Below are 26,990 nucleotides of genomic sequence, written 5' to 3' on the forward strand. Positions count from 1 at the left end.
ATTAGCTGTCACGTTGGTCAGCTTTCGAGTCTTCATATGCGTGTATGTCCTGATTCTGGGTACGCGTTCTATGAGGGGCGGGTTCCGCCTCTCATCGATGTGAGTACAGATCTGTCAGGCGGCCACGTTTTCCCCGGTCGCGCGACCTACAGGGCGGGACCGTGGTGGAACCTATCGACGTCAGGAAGTCCGTAGAAAATAGTTCCGTAGAGCACATATCGAGCGCCGAGTATTTTCCGTTGTCCGCGGCGCAACGAGCGACCTGGTTCGCGCAACAAATTCAACCCGACGTACCGATTTCGATTGCGCATTACGTCGAGTTGCGCGGAGAACTCGATGTTGACCTGTTGCGACAGGAAACCGTTGCGGTTGCACACGAGTTTCAGTCACCGTTACTCAAGGTGATCGAGATCGATGGCCGTCCGATGCAGTACGTGGACAACACGATCGATATTCCTGTCGACTTCATCGATTTTCGTGGCGAGGCCGACCCGGTTGCCGCTGCGCACGATCTGATGAATCGGGACTACCAGAGGCAACTCGATCTCGGAGTCGATCGACTGGTAGAAACCTCGATCCTGTGTGTGGGGCCTTCGCATTACCTGTGGTACAGCCGCATTCATCACGTCGCGCTCGACGGATACGGTGCCATGACGATGATGAACCGCATCGCGCACCGCTATTCTGCCGCGGTCGCCGGCTGTGAACCGGACTTGAATCACGCTGCCGCCCAGCGTGAGCTGTACGAGATCGACTCTCGCTATCGGTCGTCGGATCGGTATGTAGCAGATCGGGAGTACTGGGCGACGCGAACTTCAGCGCTCGAAGGCTCGACCCTGTCCGATGTGTCGGCACCCTCACTGGCGAGGAGCAGAGTCGAAAGTGCCTTGCTCTCCGGCGCGGCGTGTGTCGGGCTCGAGGAATCCGAGCGGCAGGCAGCAACGGTTGTTGCCGCCATCGCCTGCTATCTGGCGCGGATGACTTCCAAAACCTCTGTACTGGTGAATGTTCCGTTGTCCGGACGAACAACGTCCGCCCTTCGCAAGTCCGGCGGCATGATGGTCAACGTTGCGCCACTCGCGATTTCGGTTGACGAAGGGGATACAGTATCCGAACTCGTGACTTCGGTTCAGCAAGAACTGATGGGTGCGTTGCGGCATCAGCGGTGCAGTTTGGACGATATCCGCCGCGATCTCGGTCGCAGCGGGGACGGATTGTCCGGACCCATGGTCAACGTCATGCTGTTCCGGCAGAACATCGCCCTGGGCTCGATGGTGGGCGAGTACCACATCGTCACGTCCGGTCCGGTCGAAGATCTGCTGATCAACGTGTACCCGAGCGGCACGCGAGCAGAGATCTTTGTCGACTTCCGAGCAAATCCGAATCGATACACAGACTCCGCGCTCCGGACACACCACACGCAGTTCGTTGAATTGTTGGAAGAGTTCATCGCGTCAGACCCGGGCGCCAAGCTCGACACAATTCACCGGGCGACAGCTCTCGAAGGCGAGCGACGACATCGAATAGTTGACCAACTCGAATACTGGAAGAATCAGCTTTCGGGGATTCCGGAGCTTCTGAAATTGCCGTCCGATCGGGCTCGGCCGGCCTCGCAATCCCTGCGAGTCGATGGCGCCCGAGTCCAGATCGGCGCTGATACCCACCGCAGAGTGATCGAAGTGGCCGCCGACCACAGCGCCACTAGTTTTGCGGTTTTGCATGCGGCTTTCGCCGTGCTGCTGAGCAGGCTTTCGGGCACATCCGACGTGGTGGTCGGAACGGCGGTCTCCGGGCCCGCAGACGTCATTGTGCTGCGGACCCGCGTTGAGATGGAAATGTCCTTCGTGCATCTCCTGTGTCTGGTTCGGGACACCGATGCGGAGGCCTTCGATCACAGCGAGGTTCCTTTCGAAGAGTTGGTTCGGTCGCTCGAGATGGGTGATTCTCCGGCATATTCCCCGATCGCCCAGGTGATGTTTGAGGATCGTGATGGGGAAGAAGGTGTGGGGGACAATGGAATCGGCCGGTTCGATCTTCGGGTGACCGCGTCGGAGGTTTTCGATGCAGGAGGCAATCCTGCCGGCATCACGGTGAATCTCGGGTTCGCGACAGATCTGTTCGACGCGGAGACTGTTCGTGGTCTCGGGACGAGATTTCGCCGCATTCTGGAGGCGATCACGATCACCCCCGATATCGGAGTAGGCGACATCGATATCCTCGTCGATGCCGAACGTCGAACTCTCGTTCCGGTTCAGGGCGCAGTGGCCCGCTCGGAACGCACGCTACCGGAACTGTTCGATGCTGCAGCACAAGCGAATCCTGACGGCGTAGCCCTCTCGTATTGCGGTGTCACGTTGACCTATCGCGAAGTGGACGAGCGCTCGAACCAGCTCGCGCGAGTCTTGGTCGCACAGGGAATTGGCACGGAAGACTATGTAGCGCTGGGGATTGCACGCTCGATCGAGTCCGTCCTGTCCGTGCTGGCGATAGCCAAGACTGGCGCGGCATTTGTACCGGTGGATCCGAGTTTTCCCGCAGACCGGATCCAGCACATGTTGGATGATTCCGGTGCGGCCGCCGGAGTGACTGTGTCTGCTGATCGCTCGCGACTGCCGAATTCGATTCCGTGGCTGGTGCTCGACGACCCAGAGTTTCGGACGGAGTGTTCGACGCAAGCAGCGTTCGGAGTTACCGACGCTCAACGTATCCGGCCGCTCCACCGGGATAATCCCGCCTACGTGATTTACACGTCCGGTTCTACGGGCAGACCGAAAGGCGTCCCGGTCACCCATCGAGGCCTGGACAACCTTGCCGCCGAGCATCTTTCACGATTCGGGGCGACGCAAGACTCGCGGATCCTGCATTTTTCCACGCCGAGTTTCGATGCGTCGGTCTCCGAGTATCTGCACGCCTTCGGTGCCGGAGCGACGATGGTGATCGTTCCGCCCACGATTTACGGTGGGGAGGAGTTGTCCCGGTTTTTGAGAAATGAGCGGGTCACGCACGGATTCATAACAACTGCTGCGCTCGGAACTGTTGAACCGGAGGGACTTTCAGAATTTCAGGATGTGGTGTTCGGTGGCGAGGCGTGCCCGCCGGAGTTGGTGAAGCGGTGGGCGTCGGGTCGGAGGTTGTGTAATGCCTACGGGCCGACTGAGGCAACTGTCATGGCGAACATCAGTGAACCGATGTCACCGGCGGACGCGATCACCCTGGGCGGACCGCTGCGAGGAATCTGCGAGGTAGTTCTCGACGCACGGTTGAAGGCGGTACCACTTGGAGTCGCGGGGGAACTGTACGTCGCGGGCGAAGCACTGGCCCGCGGGTATCACGGCAAATCTGCGTTGACGGCGGAACGCTTCGTAGCCAATCCCTTTGGTAGCCCGGGTGAGCGGATGTACCGAACCGGGGATGTAGTGCGCTGGCGAACCGATCGCACACTCGAGTACGTCGGCCGCAGTGACTTTCAGGTGAAGGTACGCGGCTTCCGTATCGAATTGGGCGAGATCGATACCGTCCTCCACACTCATCCACACGTGAGGACAGCGTTGACGACGTCGCGACCAGGGCCGTCGGGCGATACGATGCTTGTGTCGTACGTCGTGCCGGTGGCCGGGCAAGTGCTGGTAGCTGCCCAGGTGATGGACTATGTCACAGAGCAATTGCCGACGTATATGATTCCGGCGGCGATCGTCGTACTGGTCGAGATGCCGATGACGGCGGTGGGGAAGCTCGATCGCGCAGCGTTGCCGGCGCCGCAATTTGTCTCGTCGGAGGCGGAGTTCCGCGCCCCGACAGGCCGCGTCGAACAGACAGTCGCGCAGGTATTGGCCGATGTACTGGGTGTGGCTCGAATTGGCCGGGGCGACAGCTTCTTCGACCTCGGAGGAAACTCGCTGGCCGCAACCAGGGTAATTGCGCGACTCAATCGGGCTCTCGGCGTTGACCTCGGTGTCCGGACGCTGTTCGAGGCACCGACGGTGGAGACTCTGGCACAGCAGATCGGGCAAGCTGCACTGTGGCACCTCGATCGGCCAGTTCTGACGGCACGATCGCGTCCCGACATCATCCCGGTTTCGCCGGCGCAGCAGCGTATCTGGTTCATCAACCAGTTCGACACCTCCTCGTCGGCCTACAACATCCCGATGGTGGTGCGCCTGTCCGGCGATCTCGATGTGGCGGCGCTCCGCGCTGCACTGGGTGACGTGATCGAACGGCACGAGTCGCTTCGGACTGTCTATCCGGCATCTGCAGACGGCCCTCATCAGATGATCGTTCCGTCGGCTCCGGTAGTTCCGGATCTGAGACCGCAGGTGTGCAGCGATGTTGAAACGTCGATCACCGAGTTCGCTTCGCGGGGTTTTGATGTGAGCAAGACGGTGCCGGTCCGGGGCGTTCTGTTCCGGACCGGACCCGACGAGCACGTCCTCCTGCTGGTGGTTCACCACATTTCGGCCGACGGAGCGTCGCTGGCACCACTCGCTCGCGATCTGGCAATTGCCTACGACGCGCGTGTTCAGGGGCAGTCGCCAGACTGGAATCCACTCCCGGTGCACTATGCCGATTTCAGTCTGTGGCAGACGGAAATTCTTGGTAGCGACCAGGATCCCGACAGCATCATGTCGGCGCAGTTGGACTACTGGAAGTCAGCATTGTCGGACCTCCCCGGCCCGATCGACCTTCCCTTGGATCGGCCGCGGCCCCGGGACCGTTCGTTACAAGGCGGGATCGTCAAGTTCTCGGTATCTCCGGCGTTGCATCGGGACCTTCTCGCGCTTGCACGGCAACACAACTCCACAATGTTCATGGTTATGCATGCAGCACTGGTGGTATTGGCAGCGCGTCTGAGTGGGTCCACGGATATCACCATCGGGACGCCGACCGGAGGACGCGGGGAGGAGGCGCTCGACGATCTGGTCGGGATGTTTGTCAACACTGTGGTGCTGCGGACGGCCGTCGACCCGGGCACGACCTTTGCGCAGACGCTGTCCGAGGTGCGGAAGGTTGACCTGGAGGCATTCGGACACACCGAGGTGCCGTTCGAGAGAGTGGTGGAAGCGCTCGCACCGGATCGTTCGACGTCACACTCTCCGCTGTTTCAGATCTTGCTGGAGTTCCAGAACACCGTCGCCCCCAATCTGGAATTGCCGGGACTGTCGGTGGAGGTGGTTGACGTTGATGCCGGAGTGTCCAAGTTTGATCTGCAGTTGACGCTTGCGGAGCGCTACGACGAGTCGGGTTCTGCGGACGGTATCTCCGGAGCATTCACTTTTGCGTCCGATGTGTTCGATCGGCTGACAGTGTCGGGATTCGGGGAGCGATTCATTCGGATTATGGAAAGTGTTGTTGCGGAACCGGATAGGGCTGTCGGCGATATCGAGGTTCTCGGGCCGGGTGAGCGGGAGTTGGTACTCGATTCGTGGAATGCGACGGGGCATGCGTTGCCGGGGGTGACGTTGGCGGATCTTTTTGATGCGCAGGTGGCGCGGACGCCGGGTGCTGTTGCGGTGGTGTTCGAGGGTACGGCGTTGTCGTATCGGGAGTTTGATGCTCGGGTGAATCGGTTGGCGAGGTTTTTGATTTCGGTGGGGGTGGGGCCGGAGGTGTCGGTGGGGGTTGCGGTGGGGCGCAGTGTGGAGTTGTTGGTGGCGATTTATGCGGTGGTGAAGGCGGGTGGGGCGTATGTGCCGGTAGATGTGGATCAGCCGGTGGAGCGTGTGGGGTTTGCGGTGTCGTCGGCGGGTGCGGTGTTGATTTTGACGGTTTCCGGTGGCGGTGGTGGGTTGCCGGTGGGGGTTCGGGTTGTCGAGCTTGATGTTGTTGATGTGTCGGGGTTTTCGTCGGTTCGGGTGACGGATGCGGATCGGGTGGCGCGGTTGTTGCCGGAGCATCCGGCGTATGTGATGTTTACGTCGGGTTCGACGGGTCGTCCGAAGGGGGTGGTGGTGCCGCAGGTGGGGGTGGTGAATCGGTTGTTGTGGATGCAGGATCGGTACCCGTTGTCTTCGGATGATGTGGTGTTGCAGAAGACGCCGGTGACGTTTGATGTGTCGGTGTGGGAGTTGTTCTGGCCGTTGATTGTTGGTGCTCGGGTGGTGGTTGCGGTTGCGGGTGGGCATCGTGATCCGGTGTATTTGTCTCGGGTGATTGTGGGGCAGGCGGTGACGGTGGTGCATTTTGTGCCGTCGATGTTGGATGTTTTTGTGGCGGAGTCGGGTGCGGCGGCGTGTGTGGGGTTGCGGCGGGTGTTTGCGTCGGGTGAGTCGTTGTCGGTGGTGTCGGCGGTGCGGTTGCGTGATGTGTTGCCGGGTGTTGAGTTGCATAATTTGTATGGTCCGACGGAGGCGTCGGTGGATGTGACGTTTCATGAGTTCGGGTCGGGTGTTGTTGGGGTTGGGTCGGTTCCGATCGGTGTGCCGGTGTGGAATACGCGGGTGTTTGTGTTGGATTCGCGGTTGCGTCCGGTGCCGGTGGGTGTGGTGGGGGAGTTGTATCTCGGTGGTGTGCAGTTGGCGCGGGGGTATGTGGGTCGGGCTGATTTGACGGCGGATCGGTTTGTGGCGGATCCGTTCGGGGGGTCGGGTTCTCGTTTGTATCGGTCGGGGGATGTGGTGCGGTGGGTGCGGTTGAGCGGAGCGAGGGGGGATGTTGCTAGCTCGAGCGGAGTGAGGGGGGATGTTGCTAGCTCTGGTGAGTTGGAGTATGTGGGGCGTAGTGATTTTCAGGTGAAGTTGCGGGGGCAGCGCGTCGAACTGGGTGAGGTGGAGGCGGTGTTGTTGCGTCAGGTGGGGGTGGCGCAGGCGGTGGTGGTGTTGCGGGGTGGTGTTGGTGGGGAGTATTTGGCGGGGTTTGTGGTGCCGGTGAGTGGGGTGTCGTTGGATGTGGGGTGGTGTTGGGGGTGTGGCGGCGGAGTTGGTGGGGTTTATGGTGCCGTCGGTGTTGGTGGTGTTGTCGGGGTTGCCGGTGACGGTGAATGGGAAGTTGGATCGAAAAGGGCTACCGGATACCGGTTTCAGTGCTGATGCAGTCGAATTTGCAGCTCCTCGCAACCCGATCGAACAGATAGTGGCCTCCGTTGTGGCCGACCTACTCGGAATCGTCAGAGCGGGAGTAGACGACAACTTCTTCGCTCTTGGTGGGAACTCCCTGATTGCCACTCGGCTGGTGGCGCGGATCAATGCTGTAGTCGGCGACCGGATCAGCGTTCGTGATGTCTTCGATGCCCCCACCGTCGCAGGTCTGGCGGTGCTGGCGCAATCGGAGGACGGATTGGAATCCCGCCCGCCCTTGAAGCCGCGGGAAGGTTCAACAAAAGTCCCCGTGTCGCTGGCTCAGCAGCGTCTGTGGTTTGTCAATCAGTTCGACACGTCGTCGTCGGCCTACAACGTCGCGTTTGTGTTGAGCCTCGAAGGGCGGCTTGACGTGAGCGCGCTTCGCCAGGCATTCGCGGACGTCATCGCGCGACATGAGACGCTGCGCACCATTTTCCCGCTTGCTGATGACGGGCCGCAGCAGGTGATCTTGCCGACGACAAGCGCATTACTCGGCCTTGATCCGATCGTCGTGTCGGGTGACGCCGAACTTCGCGAACTGTGTCATCGGGTGTTGTCGACAGGATTTGACGTGACGGCGCAGATCCCGTTGCGTGCGAGCCTGTTCCGGCTCGCGGAGGATGCGCACACGCTGGCAGTGGTCGTGCATCACATCGCGTCCGACGGTTTCTCGATGGCACCTTTGGCGCGAGATGTCATGACCGCGTATTCGTCTCGCCTGAACGGTTCAGAACCGGATTGGACGCCGCTCGATGTGCAGTACGCCGACTACACGCTGTGGCAGCGCGAGTGGCTGGGTTCGGAATCCGATGAGGAGTCGTTGATTTCGCGACAGTTGGCCTACTGGACTGCCGCACTGTCAGACCTGCCAGAAGTATTGGAGATACCCACTGACCGCCCCCGCCCGGCTGTCCGATCTCTCCAAGCGGACCATTTCGAATTTGGCATCGGTGAAGAGGTTCACGCCGGTGTGGTGGCGCTGGCACGCAATCACAACGCAACGGTCTTCATGACTATGCATGCAGTACTGGCGATTCTGCTGGCACGACTGAGCGGTGGCGACGACATCACGGTCGGGACGCCGATCGCCGGACGTGGTGAGAGGGAACTAGACGACATTGTGGGCATGTTCGTCAACACACTTGTCTTGCGCACACGCATCAACGGAGATGCCACATTCTCCGATGTACTCGGGATGGTCAGGGAAGGCGATCTGGGTGCATTCACCCATGCGGAAGTCCCGTTCGAACGGGTCGTAGAGGTTTTGAATCCGTCCCGGTCCACCGCATACTCGCCGCTCTTCCAAGTGATGCTGGAGTTCCAGGACATCGAGCGCCCCACACTGGAACTCCCGGGCCTGCAGATTCGGAGTCTTGATGCTCCGATCGACACCACCAACTTCGATCTCCAGTTGACAGTGTCCGAGAACGTCGACGCCGACGGGATTCCAGCTGGAATTACGGCGGAATTCGGTTATGCAACTGATCTTTTCGATGAGGAAACAGTTGCCGGGTTCGCGAGGCGATTCCAGTGCATCCTCGAGACGGTAACCGAGAGCGCTGACGTCAGAGTCGGCGACATCGATATCCTGGGGATCTCCGAGCGCGCTGAACTCGCTCCGGCACCGGGCGGTGAGGCACTAACACCGAGGACGTTGCCGGAACTGTTGGCAGAGGCAACCGCACACGATCCGGATGCCGTGGCGCTAGCCTTCGAGGGACGGGAGGTTTGCTACGGCGAACTCGACGAGCGTTCGAATCAGTTGGCCCGTATGTTGATCGAGCGTGGCGCCGGCCCCGAGACGGTGGTAGCGGTGTGTATACCGCGTTCTGTCGACGCCATCCTTGCAGTCTGGGCAGTGGCCAAATCCGGGGCGGCGTTTCTTCCGGTAGATCCGAATCATCCGGCTGGGCGGATCGAATACATGCTCACGGACTCCGGAGCAGTCTGGGGCGTGACGACGTCGGCGCAACGGGCGGCACTTCCCGACACTGCGGCATGGATCGTGCTGGGCGGAATGGACTGTGAAGACCAGCTTGCGAGGTATTCGTCGGCGGCGCTCAGCGATGACGAGCGGACGTCACCGATCCTGATCGACAACCCTGCCTACCTGATCTACACGTCCGGATCGACGGGAACGCCCAAAGGCGTGGTCACCACGCACCGCGGTCTGTCCAATTTTGCGGCCCAAGAGTGGGAGACGTTTGCGACTTCGGTCCGCTCCAGAACACTGCATTTTGCGTCGCCGAGCTTCGATGCGTCAGTTCTCGAGTTGCTGCTGGCGATCGGTGCGGGCGCCACGATGGTGATCGCTCCGCCAACGGTCCTCGGCGGTGCCGAGTTGGCGGATCTGTTGGAATCACAGCAGGTCACCCACTGCTTTGTTACTCCGGCGGCGCTCGCGTCGGTTGATCCCGCTGGTCTCACTGCCCTCGAATGTGTTGTGACCGGCGGCGAGGCCTGTCCTCCCGAGTTGGTCGCCCAATGGGCACGAGGTCGGCGAATGTTCAACGCGTACGGGCCAACCGAAGCGACGGTCGTCTCCAGTATCAGTGGCCAACTGGTGGCGGAGGCGCCGGTGACCATTGGTGCGCCGACTCGGGGGTTCACAGAGGCAGTACTGGATTCTCGGTTGCAACCCGTGCCGGCGGGTGTCACCGGTGAGTTGTATCTCGCCGGTCCGGCTCTCGCTCGTGGTTATCATCAGCGGTTCCCGCTGACCGCCGAACACTTTGTCGCCAATCCGTTCGGCCCGGCAGGAAGTCGGATGTATCGAACCGGCGATCGGGTGCGGTGGACGGCCGATCAACAGTTGGAATATCTCGGACGTACCGATTCCCAGGTGAAGATCCGCGGATTCCGGATCGAACGCGGCGAAGTCGAGTCGGCACTGCTGGCACACGACGATGTAGCCCAAGCCGTGACGCAGGTGTGGAACGGAGACATCGGTGACAGCGGCGGTGGTCGGCTGATCGGTTACCTGGTACCGGAATCCGGCACCAGAATCGATTCGAGAGCCGTTCTGGACTTTGTCAGTGGACAATTGGCGTCGTACATGGTGCCGGCAGCGCTGGTAGTGCTCGACACGCTTCCCTTGACGGTGCACGGAAAGCTCAACCGCTCAGCACTTCCCGCACCGGACTTCGCTGCAGCGGTGTCTACGAACCGACCCCCGAGAACCGAGACCGAGAAACTCCTTGCCGGACTGTTCACGGACGTCCTTCGCCTGGACTCGGTGGGCGTGGACGACTCCTTCTTCGCTCTCGGCGGCGACAGCATCATGTCGATACAGTTGGTGGCCCGTGCCAGAGACGCCGGCGTTATCCTCTCTCCCCGAGATGTATTCGACAGACGAACTGTCGCGAGGCTTGCCGAGGCAGCGAGTTTCGATCATGACCGCACGGTCGGCCTCGACGAGTTGACGGGCGCCGGGGTCGGGCCCCTGCCACTGACACCCGTATCGCGATGGATGCTCGAACGTAGTGGGGGACAAGTCGACAAGTTCTCCCAGTCACTGTTGCTGGCAGCCCCAGTCGGACTCACCTACGACGTACTTGTTCGAGCGGTCGGAGCGGTACTGGACCGGCACGACATGCTCCGTGCGCGCCTTCTCCCGGAAATGCGCGCCGGTATGGAAGTGCTGCCGACGGGTACGGCGACAGCGGAGGCACTGGTGCGGCGGGTGCCGGTCGATACGGTGCAGGGAGATGATTTCATCGCACTCGCGGAAACCGAACTCGCCGCGGCGGCCGACCATTTGAATCCAGCCACTGCCGAGATGGTGCGCGTGGTCTGGTTCGATGCCCCGAACGAAAGCGGACGACTCCTTGTTGTCGTGAACCACCTGGTGGTCGACGGTGTCTCCTGGCGCATTCTCATCTCCGATCTCGCCTTGGCCTGCAGCCACATTCAGAGTGGTGCCTCTCCGGCGCTGCCAGCAGTGGGTACGTCGATGCGGCGGTGGACCCACGGTCTGCTCGATGCCGCGCAGCAACGTACTCCCGAACTGGAACTGTGGAAGAACATCTTGGACGGCCGCGATCCGCTGATCGGTTCGCGCCCACTGGATCCCGTCACCGATGTCGATTCAACCGTGGATACCGTGAGCGTCGAAGTATCGTCGAGCGTGACCAGCGCTCTGCTGACCGCACTTCCGGAAGCTGTTCACGGAAGCGTGGGTGACGGCCTGCTCACGGCCCTGGCGATGGCACTGATTACCTGGCGACGACGCCAGGGCGGCACGGTCGAGGATGCGTTGATCAACCTCGAAGGGCACGGTCGCGAGGAGCAAGTCGTCGACGGCGCAGACTTGTCTCGCACTGTCGGGTGGTTCACCACGCTGTATCCGGCGCGGTTGGATCTGACCGGAATCGATATCGACGACGCCATGGCAGGCGGTAGCGCGGCGGGGCAGGCGATCAAAGCAGTCAAGGAGCAGTTGCTCGCGATCCCGGATCACGGAATCGGCTTCGGACTATTGCGCTATCTCGACAGTGAGTCGTCAGAGTCATTATCTCGATTCCGCTCTCCGCAAGTCAGTTTCAACTATCTCGGGCGAGTAGCTAGCTCGGACGGGACTCAGGACTGGCTGCCGGTGACGGGCAGCCGTCAGCTCGGCGGAACCCAAAATCCCGAAATGCCGGTCGCATCGGCAATCGATATCAACGCTTTCGTTGACGACAGCCCGGACGGGCCTGGTCTTCGGGCGTCGTTTGCTTTCCCGCGGGGAGTGCTCAGCGAAGCCGAGATTACGGAGTTCACGGAACTGTGGCACCGCGCCCTGGGAGGGCTCGCTGCGTACACGTCACGGCCGGATGCGGGCGGACTGACGCCGTCCGATGTTCCGCTGGTGACGGTGAGCCAGCAGCAGATCGAGCGATGGGAGGCACAGTTTCCGGCATTGGAGGATGTTTGGTCGCTGTCTCCGTTGCAGTCCGGACTGCTGTTCCACGCGGCGCTGGCCGCGTCCTCGATGGATGTGTACACAGCGCAGTTGCGCATCAATCTCGAGGGCCGGGTTGACGCCGGGCGTCTGCGGACTGCGGCGGCCGGGTTGCTGGCCAGGCATCCGAATCTGCGAACCGCGTTTGTCTACGACGACGAGGGGGTGCCCGCGCAAGTGGTTGTCGATGACGTGGAGGTGCCGTGGCGGGCGGTGGATCTCAGCGCCAGCGGGACTGACATCGAATCGGAACTTGCACGGGCGCTCGACGCAGACCGCCGCGCCCGGTTCGATCTTGCAGCGCCGCCGCACCTGCGACTGACACTCTTCCGAACCGCGCCAGAGCAATTCGTTCTGGCGATAACGAATCACCACATCATCTTGGACGGCTGGTCGATGCCGTTGCTGGTGCGCGAGTTGTTGACGCGCTACGCCGCCGATGGAACTCCAGCAGGTCTGCCGAATCCACCCTCGTACCGCTCCTATTTGGAATGGTTGGCGAACCGTGACCGCGAAGCGACGTCGAGCGCTTGGGAAGCTGCGCTCGACGGCCTCGAGGAGCCGACGTTACTGGCACCACCGGGCTCTGCCGCAGCCTACGGTGTGCCTGAAGACGTTGATATCGTGCTGCCGGATACCGTGCGTGACGCGCTCGCCGAGGTTGTTCGCAGCGGTGGGATCACGATGAACACAGTGGTTCAGGCAGCGTGGGGAGTTCTCCTGTCCCGCTTGCTCTCTCGCGACGATGTCATATTCGGTACCACCGTCGCGGGTCGCCCGCCGCAACTGCCCGGCGTCGAGAACATGATGGGGCTCTTCATCAACACGTTGCCGGTCCGCGTGCGGATTAGCCCGGAGGAGTCGCTCGCGCAACTGCTCACCCGATTGCAGGGCGAACAGTCGAGGCTCCTCGACTATCACGAGGTCAGCCTTGGCGAGGTGCAGTCGCGCGCGGGTCTGGGCAACCTCTTCGACACGTTGTCCGTGTTCGAGTCGTACCCCGTCGACAAATCCGGGTTGGACGAGAACAGCGACATCGTCGGTATGCGCGTCACCGACCTTGATGCGCGCGACGCCACTCACTACCCGATCACACTGCTGTCGATCCTCGAACCCAGCCTACGGTTGAGTCTGCGCTATCAGCCGGGAATCTTCGACCGCGCGACGATGACAATGCTTGGCGAACGCTTGGTTCGGATTCTCGAGACCATCGCCGACGACGTGAGTACTCCGGTCGGTGAGGTCGACATCTTTGTTTCGGGTGAGCGGGAGTTGGTACTCGATTCGTGGAATGCGACGGGGCATGCGTTGCCGGGGGTGACGTTGGCGGATCTGTTTGATGCGCAGGTGGCGCGGACTCCGGGTGCTGTTGCGGTGGTGTTCGAGGGTACGGCGTTGTCGTATCGGGAGTTTGATGCTCGGGTGAATCGGTTGGCGAGGTTTTTGATTTCGGTGGGGGTGGGGCCGGAGGTGTCGGTGGGGGTTGCGGTGGGGCGCAGTGTGGAGTTGTTGGTGGCGATTTATGCGGTGGTGAAGGCGGGTGGGGCGTATGTGCCGGTAGATGTGGATCAGCCGGTGGAGCGTGTGGGGTTTGCGGTGTCGTCGGCGGGTGCGGTGTTGATTTTGACGGTTTCCGGTGGCGGTGGTGGGTTGCCGGTGGGGGTTCGGGTTGTCGAGCTTGATGTTGTTGATGTGTCGGGGTTTTCGTCGGTTCGGGTGACGGATGCGGATCGGGTGGCGCGGTTGTTGCCGGAGCATCCGGCGTATGTGATGTTTACGTCGGGTTCGACGGGTCGTCCGAAGGGGGTGGTGGTGCCGCAGGTGGGGGTGGTGAATCGGTTGTTGTGGATGCAGGATCGGTACCCGTTGTCTTCGGATGATGTGGTGTTGCAGAAGACGCCGGTGACGTTTGATGTGTCGGTGTGGGAGTTGTTCTGGCCGTTGATTGTTGGTGCTCGGGTGGTGGTTGCGGTTGCGGGTGGGCATCGTGATCCGGTGTATTTGTCTCGGGTGATTGTGGGGCAGGCGGTGACGGTGGTGCATTTTGTGCCGTCGATGTTGGATGTTTTTGTGGCGGAGTCGGGTGCGGCGGCGTGTGTGGGGTTGCGGCGGGTGTTTGCGTCGGGTGAGTCGTTGTCGGTGGTGTCGGCGGTGCGGTTGCGTGATGTGTTGCCGGGTGTTGAGTTGCATAATTTGTATGGTCCGACGGAGGCGTCGGTGGATGTGACGTTTCATGAGTTCGGGTCGGGTGTTGTTGGGGTTGGGTCGGTTCCGATCGGTGTGCCGGTGTGGAATACGCGGGTGTTTGTGTTGGATTCGCGGTTGCGTCCGGTGCCGGTGGGTGTGGTGGGGGAGTTGTATCTCGGTGGTGTGCAGTTGGCGCGGGGGTATGTGGGTCGGGCTGATTTGACGGCGGATCGGTTTGTGGCGGATCCGTTCGGGGGGTCGGGTTCTCGTTTGTATCGGTCGGGGGATGTGGTGCGGTGGGTGCGGTTGAGCGGAGCGAGGGGGGATGTTGCTAGCTCGAGCGGAGTGAGGGGGGATGTTGCTAGCTCTGGTGAGTTGGAGTATGTGGGGCGTAGTGATTTTCAGGTGAAGTTGCGGGGGCAGCGCGTCGAACTGGGTGAGGTGGAGGCGGTGTTGTTGCGTCAGGTGGGGGTGGCGCAGGCGGTGGTGGTGTTGCGGGGTGGTGTTGGTGGGGAGTATTTGGCGGGGTTTGTGGTGCCGGTGAGTGGGGTGTCGTTGGATGTGGGGGTGGTGTTGGGGGGTGTGGCGGCGGAGTTGGTGGGGTTTATGGTGCCGTCGGTGTTGGTGGTGTTGTCGGGGTTGCCGGTGACGGTGAATGGGAAGTTGGATCGAAAAGCATTACCGGATACCGGTTTCAGTGGAACCACCTTTCGTTCGCCCAGCTCGCCAACGGAGCAGGCGGTGGCCACGGCCTTCGCTGATGTGCTCGGCGTAGAGCGCATCAGCGCGGATGACAGTTTCTTCGATCTTGGGGGAGACTCACTCAGCGCCGCCCGGGCGGTGGCGCGCATCAACAGTGCCCTGGGTTCAACGTTGAGTATCGCGGCATTGTTCGACGCACCAGTAGTGTCCGCGTTGGCTGTGTGGGTCGAATCGACAGCGCAGACTACTGCGGGTGTCGCGATGCTCAGCGGGAGGACGCGACCCGATCGGATTCCCCTTTCCCTTGCGCAACAGCGGATGTGGTTTGTCAATCAATTCGACACGTCCTCGCCGGCCTATAACATCCCCGTCGCGCTGCGGTTGGAAGGTGTGCTCGATCCAGATGCGTTGCGAGCGGCGCTCGGTGACGTCATCGAACGACACGAGTCTCTGCGTACCGTATTTCCCGGCTCTTCGGATGGGCCTCGACAGACGATTGCCGATCCCGCCACCGTTGTTCTGGACCTGAGTCCGGTGCACGTGTCCGACGGAGAATTGCGATCCGCGCTCGATCACTTCTTCGGCGTCGGATTCGACGTCTCCGAAGAACTTCCGCTCCGGGTGAAGTTGCTGAGGCTTGCCCCGGAGCGGCATGTCTTTGCCATCGTCGTCCATCACATTGCTGCCGACGGCGTCTCAATGGCGCCCTTGGCGCGGGATTTGATGCTCGCCTATTCCGCCCGTACACGGCAACAGTTGCCGGAGTGGGAACCACTGCCAGTGCAGTATGCCGATTACACCCTGTGGCAGCGCGAGGTGCTGGGCACGGATGCGCAGGCGGGTTCGGAGGTGTCGGGCCAGCTCGACTACTGGACGCGGACATTGTCGGGAATCCCGGAACTACTGCAGTTGCCGCTGGATCGACCGCGGCCCGCACAACGGTCCGTAGCCGGCGGAGTCGTTGCATTCGACATCGAACCCGCACTGCATCGGACACTGATAAATCTTGCGCACCACAGTAATTCGTCACTGTTCATGGTGATGCACGCCGCATTGGTGGTGCTACTGGAAAGGTTGTCAGGATCGGATGATGTGGTCGTGGGAACTCCGGTAGCAGGCCGCGGCCGCCGGGAACTCGACGGCGTCGTGGGGATGTTTGTCAACACACTTGTCCTGCGTACTCACGTCGACTCAGGGTCCACATTCGCCGATGTTCTCAGCAGTGTGCGAGCGGCGGACCTCGGTGCACTCGAGCACGCGGACATTCCGTTCGAACGTCTGGTGGACGAGCTTGCCCCCGAGCGATCGACTGCGCACGCACCGCTCTTTCAGGTGTTACTCGAATTCCAGAACAGCACTGCACTGCGCCTGGAACTGCCTGGACTTGCCGTCCGGTCGATCGATGTGGATCTGGACGTTGCGAAATTTGATTTGCAGCTGAGCCTGATGGAGCGTGTCGACGAGCATGGTGCGCCGGCGGGGATCAGCGCCGGCTTCCGGTACGCGTCCGACGTATTCGATCGTGAGTCAGTGCAGCGGATCTCAGAGCGATACCTGAGAGTAGTGGAGAGCGTCACCACCGATCCGGCCAAGCCCGTGGGGGATATCGACATCCTGCGCGCGGCGGAACATGTGCTCACGTCAGCGAATCGCCTGGGAACGTCGGCGACCTTGGCGGAACTATTTGATCAGGCGGTGGTGTTGTCGGGCGATACCGTGGCGGTATCACCAGGCGACTCCGCCGCCGTGACATACGGGGAACTCGACGCGCGAGCGAACCGGCTCGCAAGGCTCCTCGTGGCTCGGGGCGTAGCTGCAGAATCGCGAGTGGCCGTGGCGATGACAACTTCGGTCGATCTTGTTGTCGCCATTCTGGCAGTGGTGAAGTCCGGCGCCGGTTACGTACCCGTGGACGTGACCTCTCCGACAGAGCGGTTGGCCTTCATTCTCGGTGATGCACGGCCGCGGTGTGTACTCACCACTACTGCGGACTCGGATGCAGTTGACAACTTCGATCTCCCGATGATCATGCTCGACGATCCGGAGACAGTGTCTGCGCTGCAGCGGTTTTCGTCACTGCCGGTGGAAAACGCAGACCGGCAGGGCTCGCTGCATCCCGACTCGGTGGCTTACATCATCTACACGTCGGGTTCTACCGGGCAGCCGAAGGGCGTACAGGTTTCGCATCGCAACGTGGCCACCTTGCTGGCCAACACCCAGTCGCTCTTCGGATTCGGGCCGACTGATGTGTGGACGATGTTCCATTCCTCCGCATTCGACTTCTCGGTGTGGGAAATGTGGGGAGCGCTCTGCCACGGTGGTCGACTGGTGCTGGTCGACTACTTCACGGCACGCTCACCCGCGAAGTTCCTGGACCTACTGCGCGAGCAACGCGTCACCGTCCTCAATCAGACGCCCACTGCCTTCTATCAGTTGGCGGAAGCGGATCGTCTCGCCGGTACTCCCGATCTGGCATTGCGGTACGTGATCTTCGGTGGGGAAGCCCTCGAATTCGGGCATCTGAAACGCTGGTACGAGCGACGAGATGAAACAGCACCGGTTCTGGTCAACATGTACGGCATCACCGAAACAACGGTGCATGTCAGCCATCTGGAGATCGACCGTGACCGGGCGGCACACGAGTCCGCGTCGGTGATCGGCCACGGCCTGCCCGGACTGCGGGTCTACGTGCTCGACGGACGACTCCATCCGGTGCCGCCCGGTGTTATCGGGGAAATGTACGTCTCCGGTGCGCAGGTCTCGCGCGGATATCTCGGCCGGTCCGCCCTCACCGCTTCCCGGTTTGTTCCCGACCCCTTCACTCCCGGATCGCGGATGTACCGGTCGGGTGATCTCGGCCGGTGGAACGCGAACGAAATGTTGGAGTACCTTGGGCGCAACGATTTCCAGGTTCAGGTGAAGGGCTATCGCATCGAACTCGGTGAGGTGGAGTCTGCACTGCTCGCGTGCGGCGGGGTTGCGCAATCGGCGGTGACAGCGCTCGGGGATCGATTGGTCGGGTATGTGGTGCCGGAGAACGGTGCGGTGATCGATCCGGCCGCGATCGTCGATGCAGTGGCGCAGAGACTGGCGTCGTACATGGTGCCGGCGGCAGTGCTGGTCTTGGGCGAGTTGCCGCTGACGCTGAATGGCAAACTGGATCGAAAAGCCCTACCCGAAGCAGACTTCGGAAAGAATGTGACACCGAGCCGGCTGCCGGTCACCGACACCGAACGTGTCCTGGCAGAACTGTTCGCGCAGGTTCTGGGTCTCGATTCCGTCGGCGTCCACGACTCGTTTTTCACGATCGGTGGGGATTCGATCATGTCGATCCAGCTGGTCACCCGAGCTAAAGCTGCCGGAGTAGTGATCTCGCCGCGTGATGTGTTCGATCGCAAAACTGTTGCGGCACTAGCCGAGATAGCGGGGACAGCCGACGAGGTGAGTGTCCTCCCGGAACTGGGAGGTGGCGGCATCGGCGAAATTCCGTTGACACCGATCGCGTCGTGGATGCTCGGACGAGGCGGGGATTTCCGTCGTTATTCACAGTCAGCGCTGTTCACGATTCCCGCAACACTGGACGTAGACACCTTGACGCGGGCACTGCAGGTCGTGGTGGACCGACACGATCTACTGCGGGCGAAGGTGTTCCGCACCGACAGCACTGAAACCGGTTGGCGGATGGTGGTACAGGCCGAAGGGGCGGTGCGTGCGGCCGCGGTGGTCCGTCGGGTGCAGGGATCCGGAGTAGACGCCGAGTGTGCGGCGCGGGAACTCGGCGCGGCTCTCGATCGCCTCGATCCTGCGTCGGGCGTGATGCTGCAGGTGGTCTGGCTGGACAGCGAAGACAGCGAAGACAGTGAAGACAGCGACGATCGGGACGACAGCACCGCCGCGAGGTTGCTGATCGCGGTCCATCATCTAGCGATGGACGGCGTGTCCTGGCGGATCCTGATACCCGACCTCGTCAGTGCGTGTGCGCAACTGCAGTCCGGTTCGGAGCCGACGCTCGAGCCTGCCGGGACATCGATGCGCCGGTGGGCGCACGCACTCGTCGACTCCGCCCACGATCCTCGCCGTATTGCCGAACTCGAGTTGTGGCGAGGAATGCTGGATGCATCCGATCCGATGCTGGGTTCGCGGCCACTGGCCCCTTCCGATACCGCCGTTGACATTGAGGTACGACTTCCGCCTTCACTGACCGAGGCGCTATTGACGACAGTGCCGGCAGCCTTCCACGGCAGCGTGGGCGACGGATTGCTGACGGCGCTTGCTTTGGCGTTGATCCGTTGGCGTCGACGCCGTGAGATCGAGTTGGCAGAAGTACTTCTGAGCCTCGAGGGCCACGGACGAGAAGAGCAGTTGGCGCCCGGAGCGGACCTCTCTCGCACAATCGGATGGTTCACCACCATCTTCCCCCTGCGACTCGATCTGCGCGGTGTGGATCTTGACGACGCCTTCGCCGGGGGTCCGTCCGCCGGTGCCGCGATCAAGAAGGTGAAGGAACAACTTCTCGCGGTTCCCGATCACGGTATCGGTTTCGGTCTCCTTCGATATCTGAATACTGATACCGCCCACGCACTTTCATCTCAGGCGATGCCTCAGATCAGTTTCAACTACCTCGGGAGAATGGGCGCGAGCTCTACCCGGAGCGCCGACGGCTGGGTGCCGATCGAGGAACCCGGACTGCGTGAACGGTTGACTGCGGACATGCCCCTTGCTGCCGTTGTCGATGTCAATGCAATGACCGTCGACACCGATGACGGCCCCGTGTTGACCTCGACGTGGACGTTCCCGCCGGGCGTCATCACCCGCGAGGAGGTTGATGAACTTGCGCAGGGGTGGGCACAGGCGCTGCACGCTCTGGGCGCACATGCACAAGCTGGTGGGACTGGATTCACGCCGTCGGATTTTGATCTCGTTGAACTTCGGCAGGATGGTATCGATGAACTCGAGAGCCGCGTTCCAGACCTGAGTGACGTGTTGTCACTGTCGCCGCTGCAGGCCGGCATGCACTTTCACGCGGAACTTGCCGACGAGTCCGTCGACGCCTATCTGGTGCAGGTGAGCCTTGAACTGGTCGGCTCCGTGGATGCGCCTCGGTTGCGCCGTGCGGCCGACACCCTACTGAACCGGCACTCCAACTTGCGCACCGCATTTCTGCACGACGCCGAGGGCAACACGATTCAAGTTGTACGGGCACGGGTGGAAATACCGTGGACTGAAGTGGATCTGACCACACCCGAATCGAGTGCGATGGATGTAGAGCGGATCCTCGGTGATGACAGGCTCCGCCCGTTCGAGATGACACGGGCTCCGTTGATTCGGTTCTTGGTGATCAAGACTGCACCGGATAACTACCTACTGGTGTTGACCAACCATCACATTCTTCTCGACGGGTGGTCGATGCCGCTGCTGATTACGGAGTTGCTGACGCTCTATGCCACGGATGGAGACCAAACCTCGCTGCCCCGGGTGCGCGGGTATCGCGATTATCTGGAGTGGATGAAGAACCGAGATCAGGGTGCTTCGCGAGAGATGTGGGCGCAGGCCCTGGCCGGGGTAGACGGGCCGACGTTGCTACTTCCCTCTGAAAGGGGGCAGCAGCAGCTGTCGACGATTTCTCAGGAGCGGGTTTTTGACCTGGCCGAGGACCAGACCGCACGGATCCTCGACGTCGCGCGCTCGCGTGGGCTGACCGTCAACACGATTGTTCAGGTGTCGTGGGGGATTGTGCTCGCCGCGTTGACCGGCCGCGACGACGTGGTGTTCGGTGCCACGGTCTCGGGACGGCCGCCCGAACTGGCCGGCATCGAGACGATGGTCGGACTGTTCATCAACACGCTTCCCATCCGAATCAGGTTGCTGCCCTCCGAATCTCTGGGCGATGTGCTCGAGCGGGTTCAGGCCGAGCAGGCTGCGTTGTTGGATCACCACTACATCGGCCTGGCTGACATTCGGCGGGCAGCGGGACCCGAGGTCGGATTCGACACTCTGGCAGTGTTCGAGTCCTATCCGGTGGATCGTGGCGGTTTGACCACCGATACCGATATCGCTGGAATGCGGGTGGTCGGGGTGGACGCAAAAGACGCAGCCCACTACCCGTTGAGCCTGGTGGCGTCCGTCGACGCTCGGCTGCGCCTCAAGTTCGAGTACCTTCCAGATGCCCTCGACGCGAATACAATTGACGCCGTCGCGGGGCGGCTGGTGCAGGCACTCGCCGCCTGCACCGATCCGGACCAGTCGTTGGCGGCGCTGTCGCTGCTGACTGAGCAGGAGCATCGGGATCTAGTGCCGGTCAGTGGCGGATCGGGCGGGTCCACTCGCACTCTGGCGCAGATTCTCGAAGACGCGGCTGGGCTGGATCCTCGCGCGATTGCGTTGTCCTATAGGGATGTTGACCTCAGCTACGGCGATCTCGACAAACGATCGAACCGTCTGGCGCGTGTGCTCATCTCGCGAGGCGTCGGCCCGGAAACCTTTGTGGCAATCGGGATACCGCGCTCCATTGAGTCGGTCTTGTCGGTATGGGCGGTAGCGAAGACCGGCGCGGCATTTGTGCCCATCGACCCCAGTTACCCGGACGGGCGCATTGTTCATATGCTCAGCGATTCCGGAGTCGCGCTCGGTGTGACCACGATGGAGCACCGAGACCGGTTGCCTGGCACCACTGACTGGATGGTTCTCGACGATCCTGACTTCGCTCGAGAATGCGCACAGCAATCCGGGAGTCGCGTGCACCGAATCCCCGCAGTTGCGCTCGACAGTGCCGCTTACGTGGTGTACACGTCGGGGTCGACGGGCCTGCCGAAGGGTGTGGTGGTTACCCATCGTGGACTGGATAATTTTGCTCGCGATCAGATCGAACGATTCGGAGCGACACCACAATCCCGCACGTTGCATTTTTCGACACCGAGTTTCGACGGATCGGTGTTCGAGTATCTGCAGGCCTTCGGTGCCGGTGCGACCATGGTGATCGTGCCGACCGACATTTACGGTGGCAACGAACTGGCGGACCTCGTCAAACGTGAACGGGTCACCCATGCGTTCATCACGACCGCTGCGTTGGCGTCGCTCGATCCGACGGGGCTCGAATCTCTTGCAGACGTTGTGTTCGGTGGCGAGGCGTGTCCGCCTGAACTCGTTGCCCGGTGGGCCGACCCGGATCTTCGGAATTCCCGAGCGGGAGGTCGGCGGTTGTATAACGCTTACGGACCGACCGAGACCACCGTCATGTCCAACATCAGCGAACCGATGGTCCCCGAGATGCCGATCACCATCGGTGGGCCCATTCGAGGAGTGGCGGAACTGGTACTCGATCACCGACTGCAACCAGTCCCGGTGGGAGTTCCGGGCGAGTTGTATCTCGCCGGGGTGGGACTGGCCCGGGGGTATCACCGCAGGCCGGCCCTTACCGCCGAACGGTTTGTTGCGGACCCGTCGCAGCCCGGAACGCGGATGTATCGCACCGGCGACATCGTGCGATGGACAGCGGAGCACAGCCTCGAGTACGTGGGCCGCAGCGACTTCCAGGTCAAGGTGCGGGGGTTCCGGATCGAACCTGGTGAGATCGACACCGTACTCATGTCGGAGCCGAACGTCGGATTTGCTGCCACCCTCGCACGCAGTGGCCCTGCCGGCGACACGCTGTTGGCGTCCTACGTTGTTCCGACATCGGGACGCACTCTCGACGGTGCCGAGCTCACCCGGGCAATTTCCGACCGTCTGCCGGCGCACATGGTGCCGTCGTCGATCACGGTGCTGGAACGCGTTCCACTGACAGCAGTCGGCAAGCTGGACCGCGCGGCACTGCCGGAACCCGTCTTCGATTCCCGGGCAGTGCACTACCGGGCTCCGTCCGGCACGATCGAGGTGGCTGTGGCGGGCATCTTCGCGGAGGTGCTCGGTATCGACGATGTCGGGGCCGACGACGGGTTCTTCGAACTCGGTGGCAACTCTCTGAGCGCTACCCGGGTAATGGCCCGGATCCGAGCGTCTCTCGGTGCCGAGAATGGCGTACGGGACCTCTTCGAGGCGCCGACAGTCGCGGCGCTGGCCAGGCGTATCGACCAGTCGGAGCAGGAACGGTCGGAGCGTCCGATCCTCGCAGCTCGCCCACGGCCGGAAGATATTCCGCTCTCGTTTGCTCAGCAGCGGATGTGGTTCGTCAACCAACTGGACATCGCGTCACCGGCGTACAACATCCCGATTGTGGTGCGGCTGCGAGGTGCACTCGACGCGGGGGCATTGAGCGACGCAATCATCGACGTCGTACGTCGCCACGAGTCGTTGCGAACGGTGTTCCCGGAACGTGAGTCCGGGCCGGTTCAGCAGATACTGCCTGCCGAGAGTGCCCTTCCCTCAATGATTTCCGTTCCTGTTGTCGACGAGGAGCATCTGCGGGACGAGCTTGCCCGGCTGGTGTCGGCCGGTTTCGATGTCACCGTCCGTGCTCCACTGCGCGTGGGATTGTTCTCGCTGAGCTCGACAGAGCACGTACTGGCCGTTGTGGTGCATCATATTTCGGCAGACGGTTTCTCGATGGTTCCGCTCGTGCGCGACGTCATGACGGCGTACGGCGCCCGTGTGGGCGGCAGTGCGCCGGAGTGGCCGATGCTCCCGGTGCAATACGCCGATTACTCCCTGTGGCAACGCGAACTACTGGGTTCCGATGACGACGCCGAGTCGCTGTTATCGGCGCAACTCGACTATTGGACGACCACGCTGGCAGGCACACCGGATCTCCTGGAACTACCCACCGATCGTGAGCGGCCGTCCCAGCAGTCCTTCCGCGGCGGGCGCATCAACTTTTCCGTCGACCGAGACCTTCATCGGCGCGTGAAGGAACTGTCGCGGAGCTTGCATTGCACCGAGTTCATGACAATCCACGCCGCACTTGCGGTCCTGCTGGCACGACTCGGCAGCACCGACGACGTGGTGATCGGAACGCCGATCGCCGGTCGTGGGGAACGGGCGCTCGACGATCTTGTCGGTATGTTCGTCGGGACGCTTGCACTCCGCACACCGGTGGACGCGGCGCAGCCTTTCACGGCTCTGGCAGCGCGCTGTCGCGACGTCGACCTCGGTGCCTTCGCCCATGCAGACGTTCCGTTCGAACGTGTCGTGGAGGAAATCGGACCGACCAGGTCGACGGCGTATTCACCGATTTCCCAAGTCTCCCTGGAATTTCAGAATAACGAGCGACCGGTCCTGACTCTGCCCGGATTGGAAGTTCAGGGGCTCGATCCCGAACTCGACGTCGTCAAGGTCGATCTCGAATTCCTCTTGGTGGAGGAGTTCGATTCGAACGGTGAACCGGCCGGGATGACCGGAGCTGTTGACTTTGCCACGGATCTGTTCGACGGCGACACCGTCCGAAGTTTCGCCGAGCGATTCGTTCGAATTCTGGTTGCCGTCACCGAAGATCCCGACGAGGCGATCGGCGAAATCCCGCTTCTCGACAAGGAGGAGAGCCGAGAGTTGGCGCCGGCGCGAGGCACGCCCGACGTGCCACCGGAACTGTTGCCCGACATGTTGACAGCCGCCGCCGCACTCGATCCCGACGCCGTCGCGCTGTCCTACGAGGATCGGCAGATCACGTACCGTGAACTCGACGAATGGTCCAACAGTGTGGCGCGGGTTCTGCGAGGACACGGGGTTGGTCCGGAAACTTTTGTGGCGTTGGGAATGCCGCGTTCGATCGAGGCGGTGGTCTCGATCTGGTCGATCACCAAGGCCGGGGCGGCGTTTGTGCCGGTGGATCCGGCATATCCCACCGAGCGTATCGACTACATGCTCTCCGACTCCGGGGCATCGGTCGGTCTGACGTTGCGAGGCAACCGGAGTCAGCTTCCGCACACGGTGTCGTGGTTGGTGCTCGACGATGCGGACTTTGTCGAGCAGTTGGCAGCTGTGTCGTCATCGCCGTTTACCGACGAAGATCGAACCAGGCCGCTGTATCTTGCACACCCGGCCTATCTCATCTACACGTCGGGTTCGACCGGAAAGCCAAAGGGAGTAAACGTCACTCATCAAGGGTTGGCCAATTTCACCGCGGAAACGCGAGAACGATTCGAAGTCACGCACGACGCTCGGGTGTCGCAACTGACGTCTCCGAGTTTTGATGCTTCGGTGTTCGAACTGATGATGGCGTTCAGTGCGTCGGCTCGCGTGGTGATTGTTCCGCCCACAATCTACGGTGGCAGCGATTTGGCGGATCTGCTCAAGCGCGAGCACGTGACCCATGCGACCATCACACCGACGGCATTGTCGTCCCTCGGCGAAGAAGGTCTCGACTCACTTCGTGTCCTCGATTTGGTGGGGGAGGCGTGTCCACCGGAAGTGGTCGCACAATGGGCGCCGGGGCGGAGCCTGCACAGCGGGTACGGGCCGACGGAGACCACCGTTCAGGCAAGTGTCAGTGAGCCTATGCATCCCGGTGAGGGTGTGAATGTCGGTGCGCCAGCATTGGGATTCGGGTTCTTGGTCCTCGATGAGCGGCTGCAACCAGTCCCGGGTGGGGTGCACGGCGAGTTGTATATTACCGGTCCAGGTATGGCACGCGGGTACCACAATCGGATGGCGTTGACCTCGGAGCGATTTGTAGCCTGTCCCTTCGGTGACTCGAGTAGCCGGATGTACCGGACCGGCGACGTCGTGCGTTGGCGGCAGTCCGAGAACGGCACCGGCTATACCCTCGAATACATCGGGCGCAGCGACTTCCAGGTCAAAGTCCGTGGTTTCCGAATCGAACTCGGAGAGATCGATGCCGTGCTCGCTCGCCATCCGGCCGTATCCTTCGTAGCGACCATCGGGCGCCCGGGGCCAGCGGGTGAGACGGTACTTGTCTCCTACCTTCGGGCTCAGGACGGACAGGATGTGGTTCCCGCAGAACTACGCACCTATGCGGCCGAGCGACTGCCGGCTCACATGGTGCCGGCCGCAGTGGTCGTGCTCGATCGGATTCCGATGACTCCCGTGGGCAAACTCGACCGAAAGGCGTTGCCCGCTCCGGAATTCGGATCACTCGCTGCTGCATTCCGTGCGCCGACGACGGACACCGAGCGTGTCATCGTGGAAGTGTTCGCGGAGGTTCTCGGGGTGGAACGGGTGGGCACGGCTGACAGCTTCTTCGACCTCGGCGGAAGCTCTCTCGTCGCCACGAAGATCGTCAGTGGCTTGCATGCCAGGTTGGATCGGAAGGTGCCGCTGCAGTGGATGTTCCTCGATCCCACTCCGGCCGGAATTGCCCGACGACTCGACATTCCCACCCACAGTGCGGACGTGGAAGAGGCACTCGCCGTGGTGATTCCGTTGCGTGTGCAGGGAAGTGGAAGGCCGCTGTTCTGCGTGCATCCGGGAATCGGGTTGTCCTGGGGATACGCGGGTCTGGTGCAACACCTACCCCCGGACAGGCCTGTCTACGGGCTTCAACTGCCCACGATCAGTGGTGACGGCGAATATCGGTCGATCGAACAGCTTGCACACCGTTACGTCGAGGAACTTCAGGCCATCGCACCGACAGGTCCGTACGATCTGCTCGGTTGGTCGCTCGGCGGGATCATCGCCCACGCGATGGCTGTTGAATTGCAGAGGGCGGGTGAAGAAGTCGGGACCCTGGCCGTCATGGACAGTTACCCCGAGAACGGCGAAGCGCCGGAGTCCGCGGAACTCGATATCCGGGAACTCCTGCTCGGACTCGGACTTGACGTAGGCGCCGAGGACGTGGGGACGGAGACAAACAAGGGTGATGAGATGACTTACGAGCGTGCGGCCGAGTTGTTGGGCGAGACGTTCGGAACCGAGACCGGGGTACGCGCGCGTGACGTCGCCCGGATCGCTACCGGATACAAGAACTCCCGGCGTCTTGGTCACCAGTTCATTCCTCAGATCTATCACGGGGACCTGCACGTTTTTGCCGCGATGCGTGACGGGGACGGAGCAGCCAATGCGCGATCGCCGCTGGAGTGGAGTCCGCTCGTGACGGGACGAATCGATGTGCAGCCGGTGGACTGCGGGCACAACGAGATGATCGAACCGCATGCCTTGGCGATCATCGGACCTGCGCTTGCTCGTGCTATCACCGCCGAGATCTGACGGTTCAGGTG

2 protein-coding genes are annotated in these 26,990 nt (G+C 61.8%); both read left to right on the forward strand.

The window, feature by feature from the left end; all coding sequences use genetic code 11:
* Nucleotides 1-161 precede the first annotated feature (161 nt).
* The gene (locus tag BDB13_RS33810) at nucleotides 162-7,022 is read left to right on the forward strand and encodes an amino acid adenylation domain-containing protein (RefSeq protein ID WP_441347197.1); all 6,861 of its coding nucleotides are present in this window, start codon (nucleotides 162-164) and stop codon (nucleotides 7,020-7,022) included.
* A complete protein-coding gene (locus tag BDB13_RS15530) occupies nucleotides 6,925-26,979 on the forward strand; it encodes a non-ribosomal peptide synthase/polyketide synthase (RefSeq protein ID WP_441347235.1) in 20,055 nt (6,684 codons plus the stop codon). Before BDB13_RS33810 ends, BDB13_RS15530 begins: the two co-directional genes overlap by 98 nt.
* Nucleotides 26,980-26,990: the final 11 nt, after the last annotated feature.

It is taken from the genome of Rhodococcus sp. OK302 (genome assembly GCF_002245895.1).
GTDB lineage: Bacteria > Actinomycetota > Actinomycetes > Mycobacteriales > Mycobacteriaceae > Rhodococcus_F.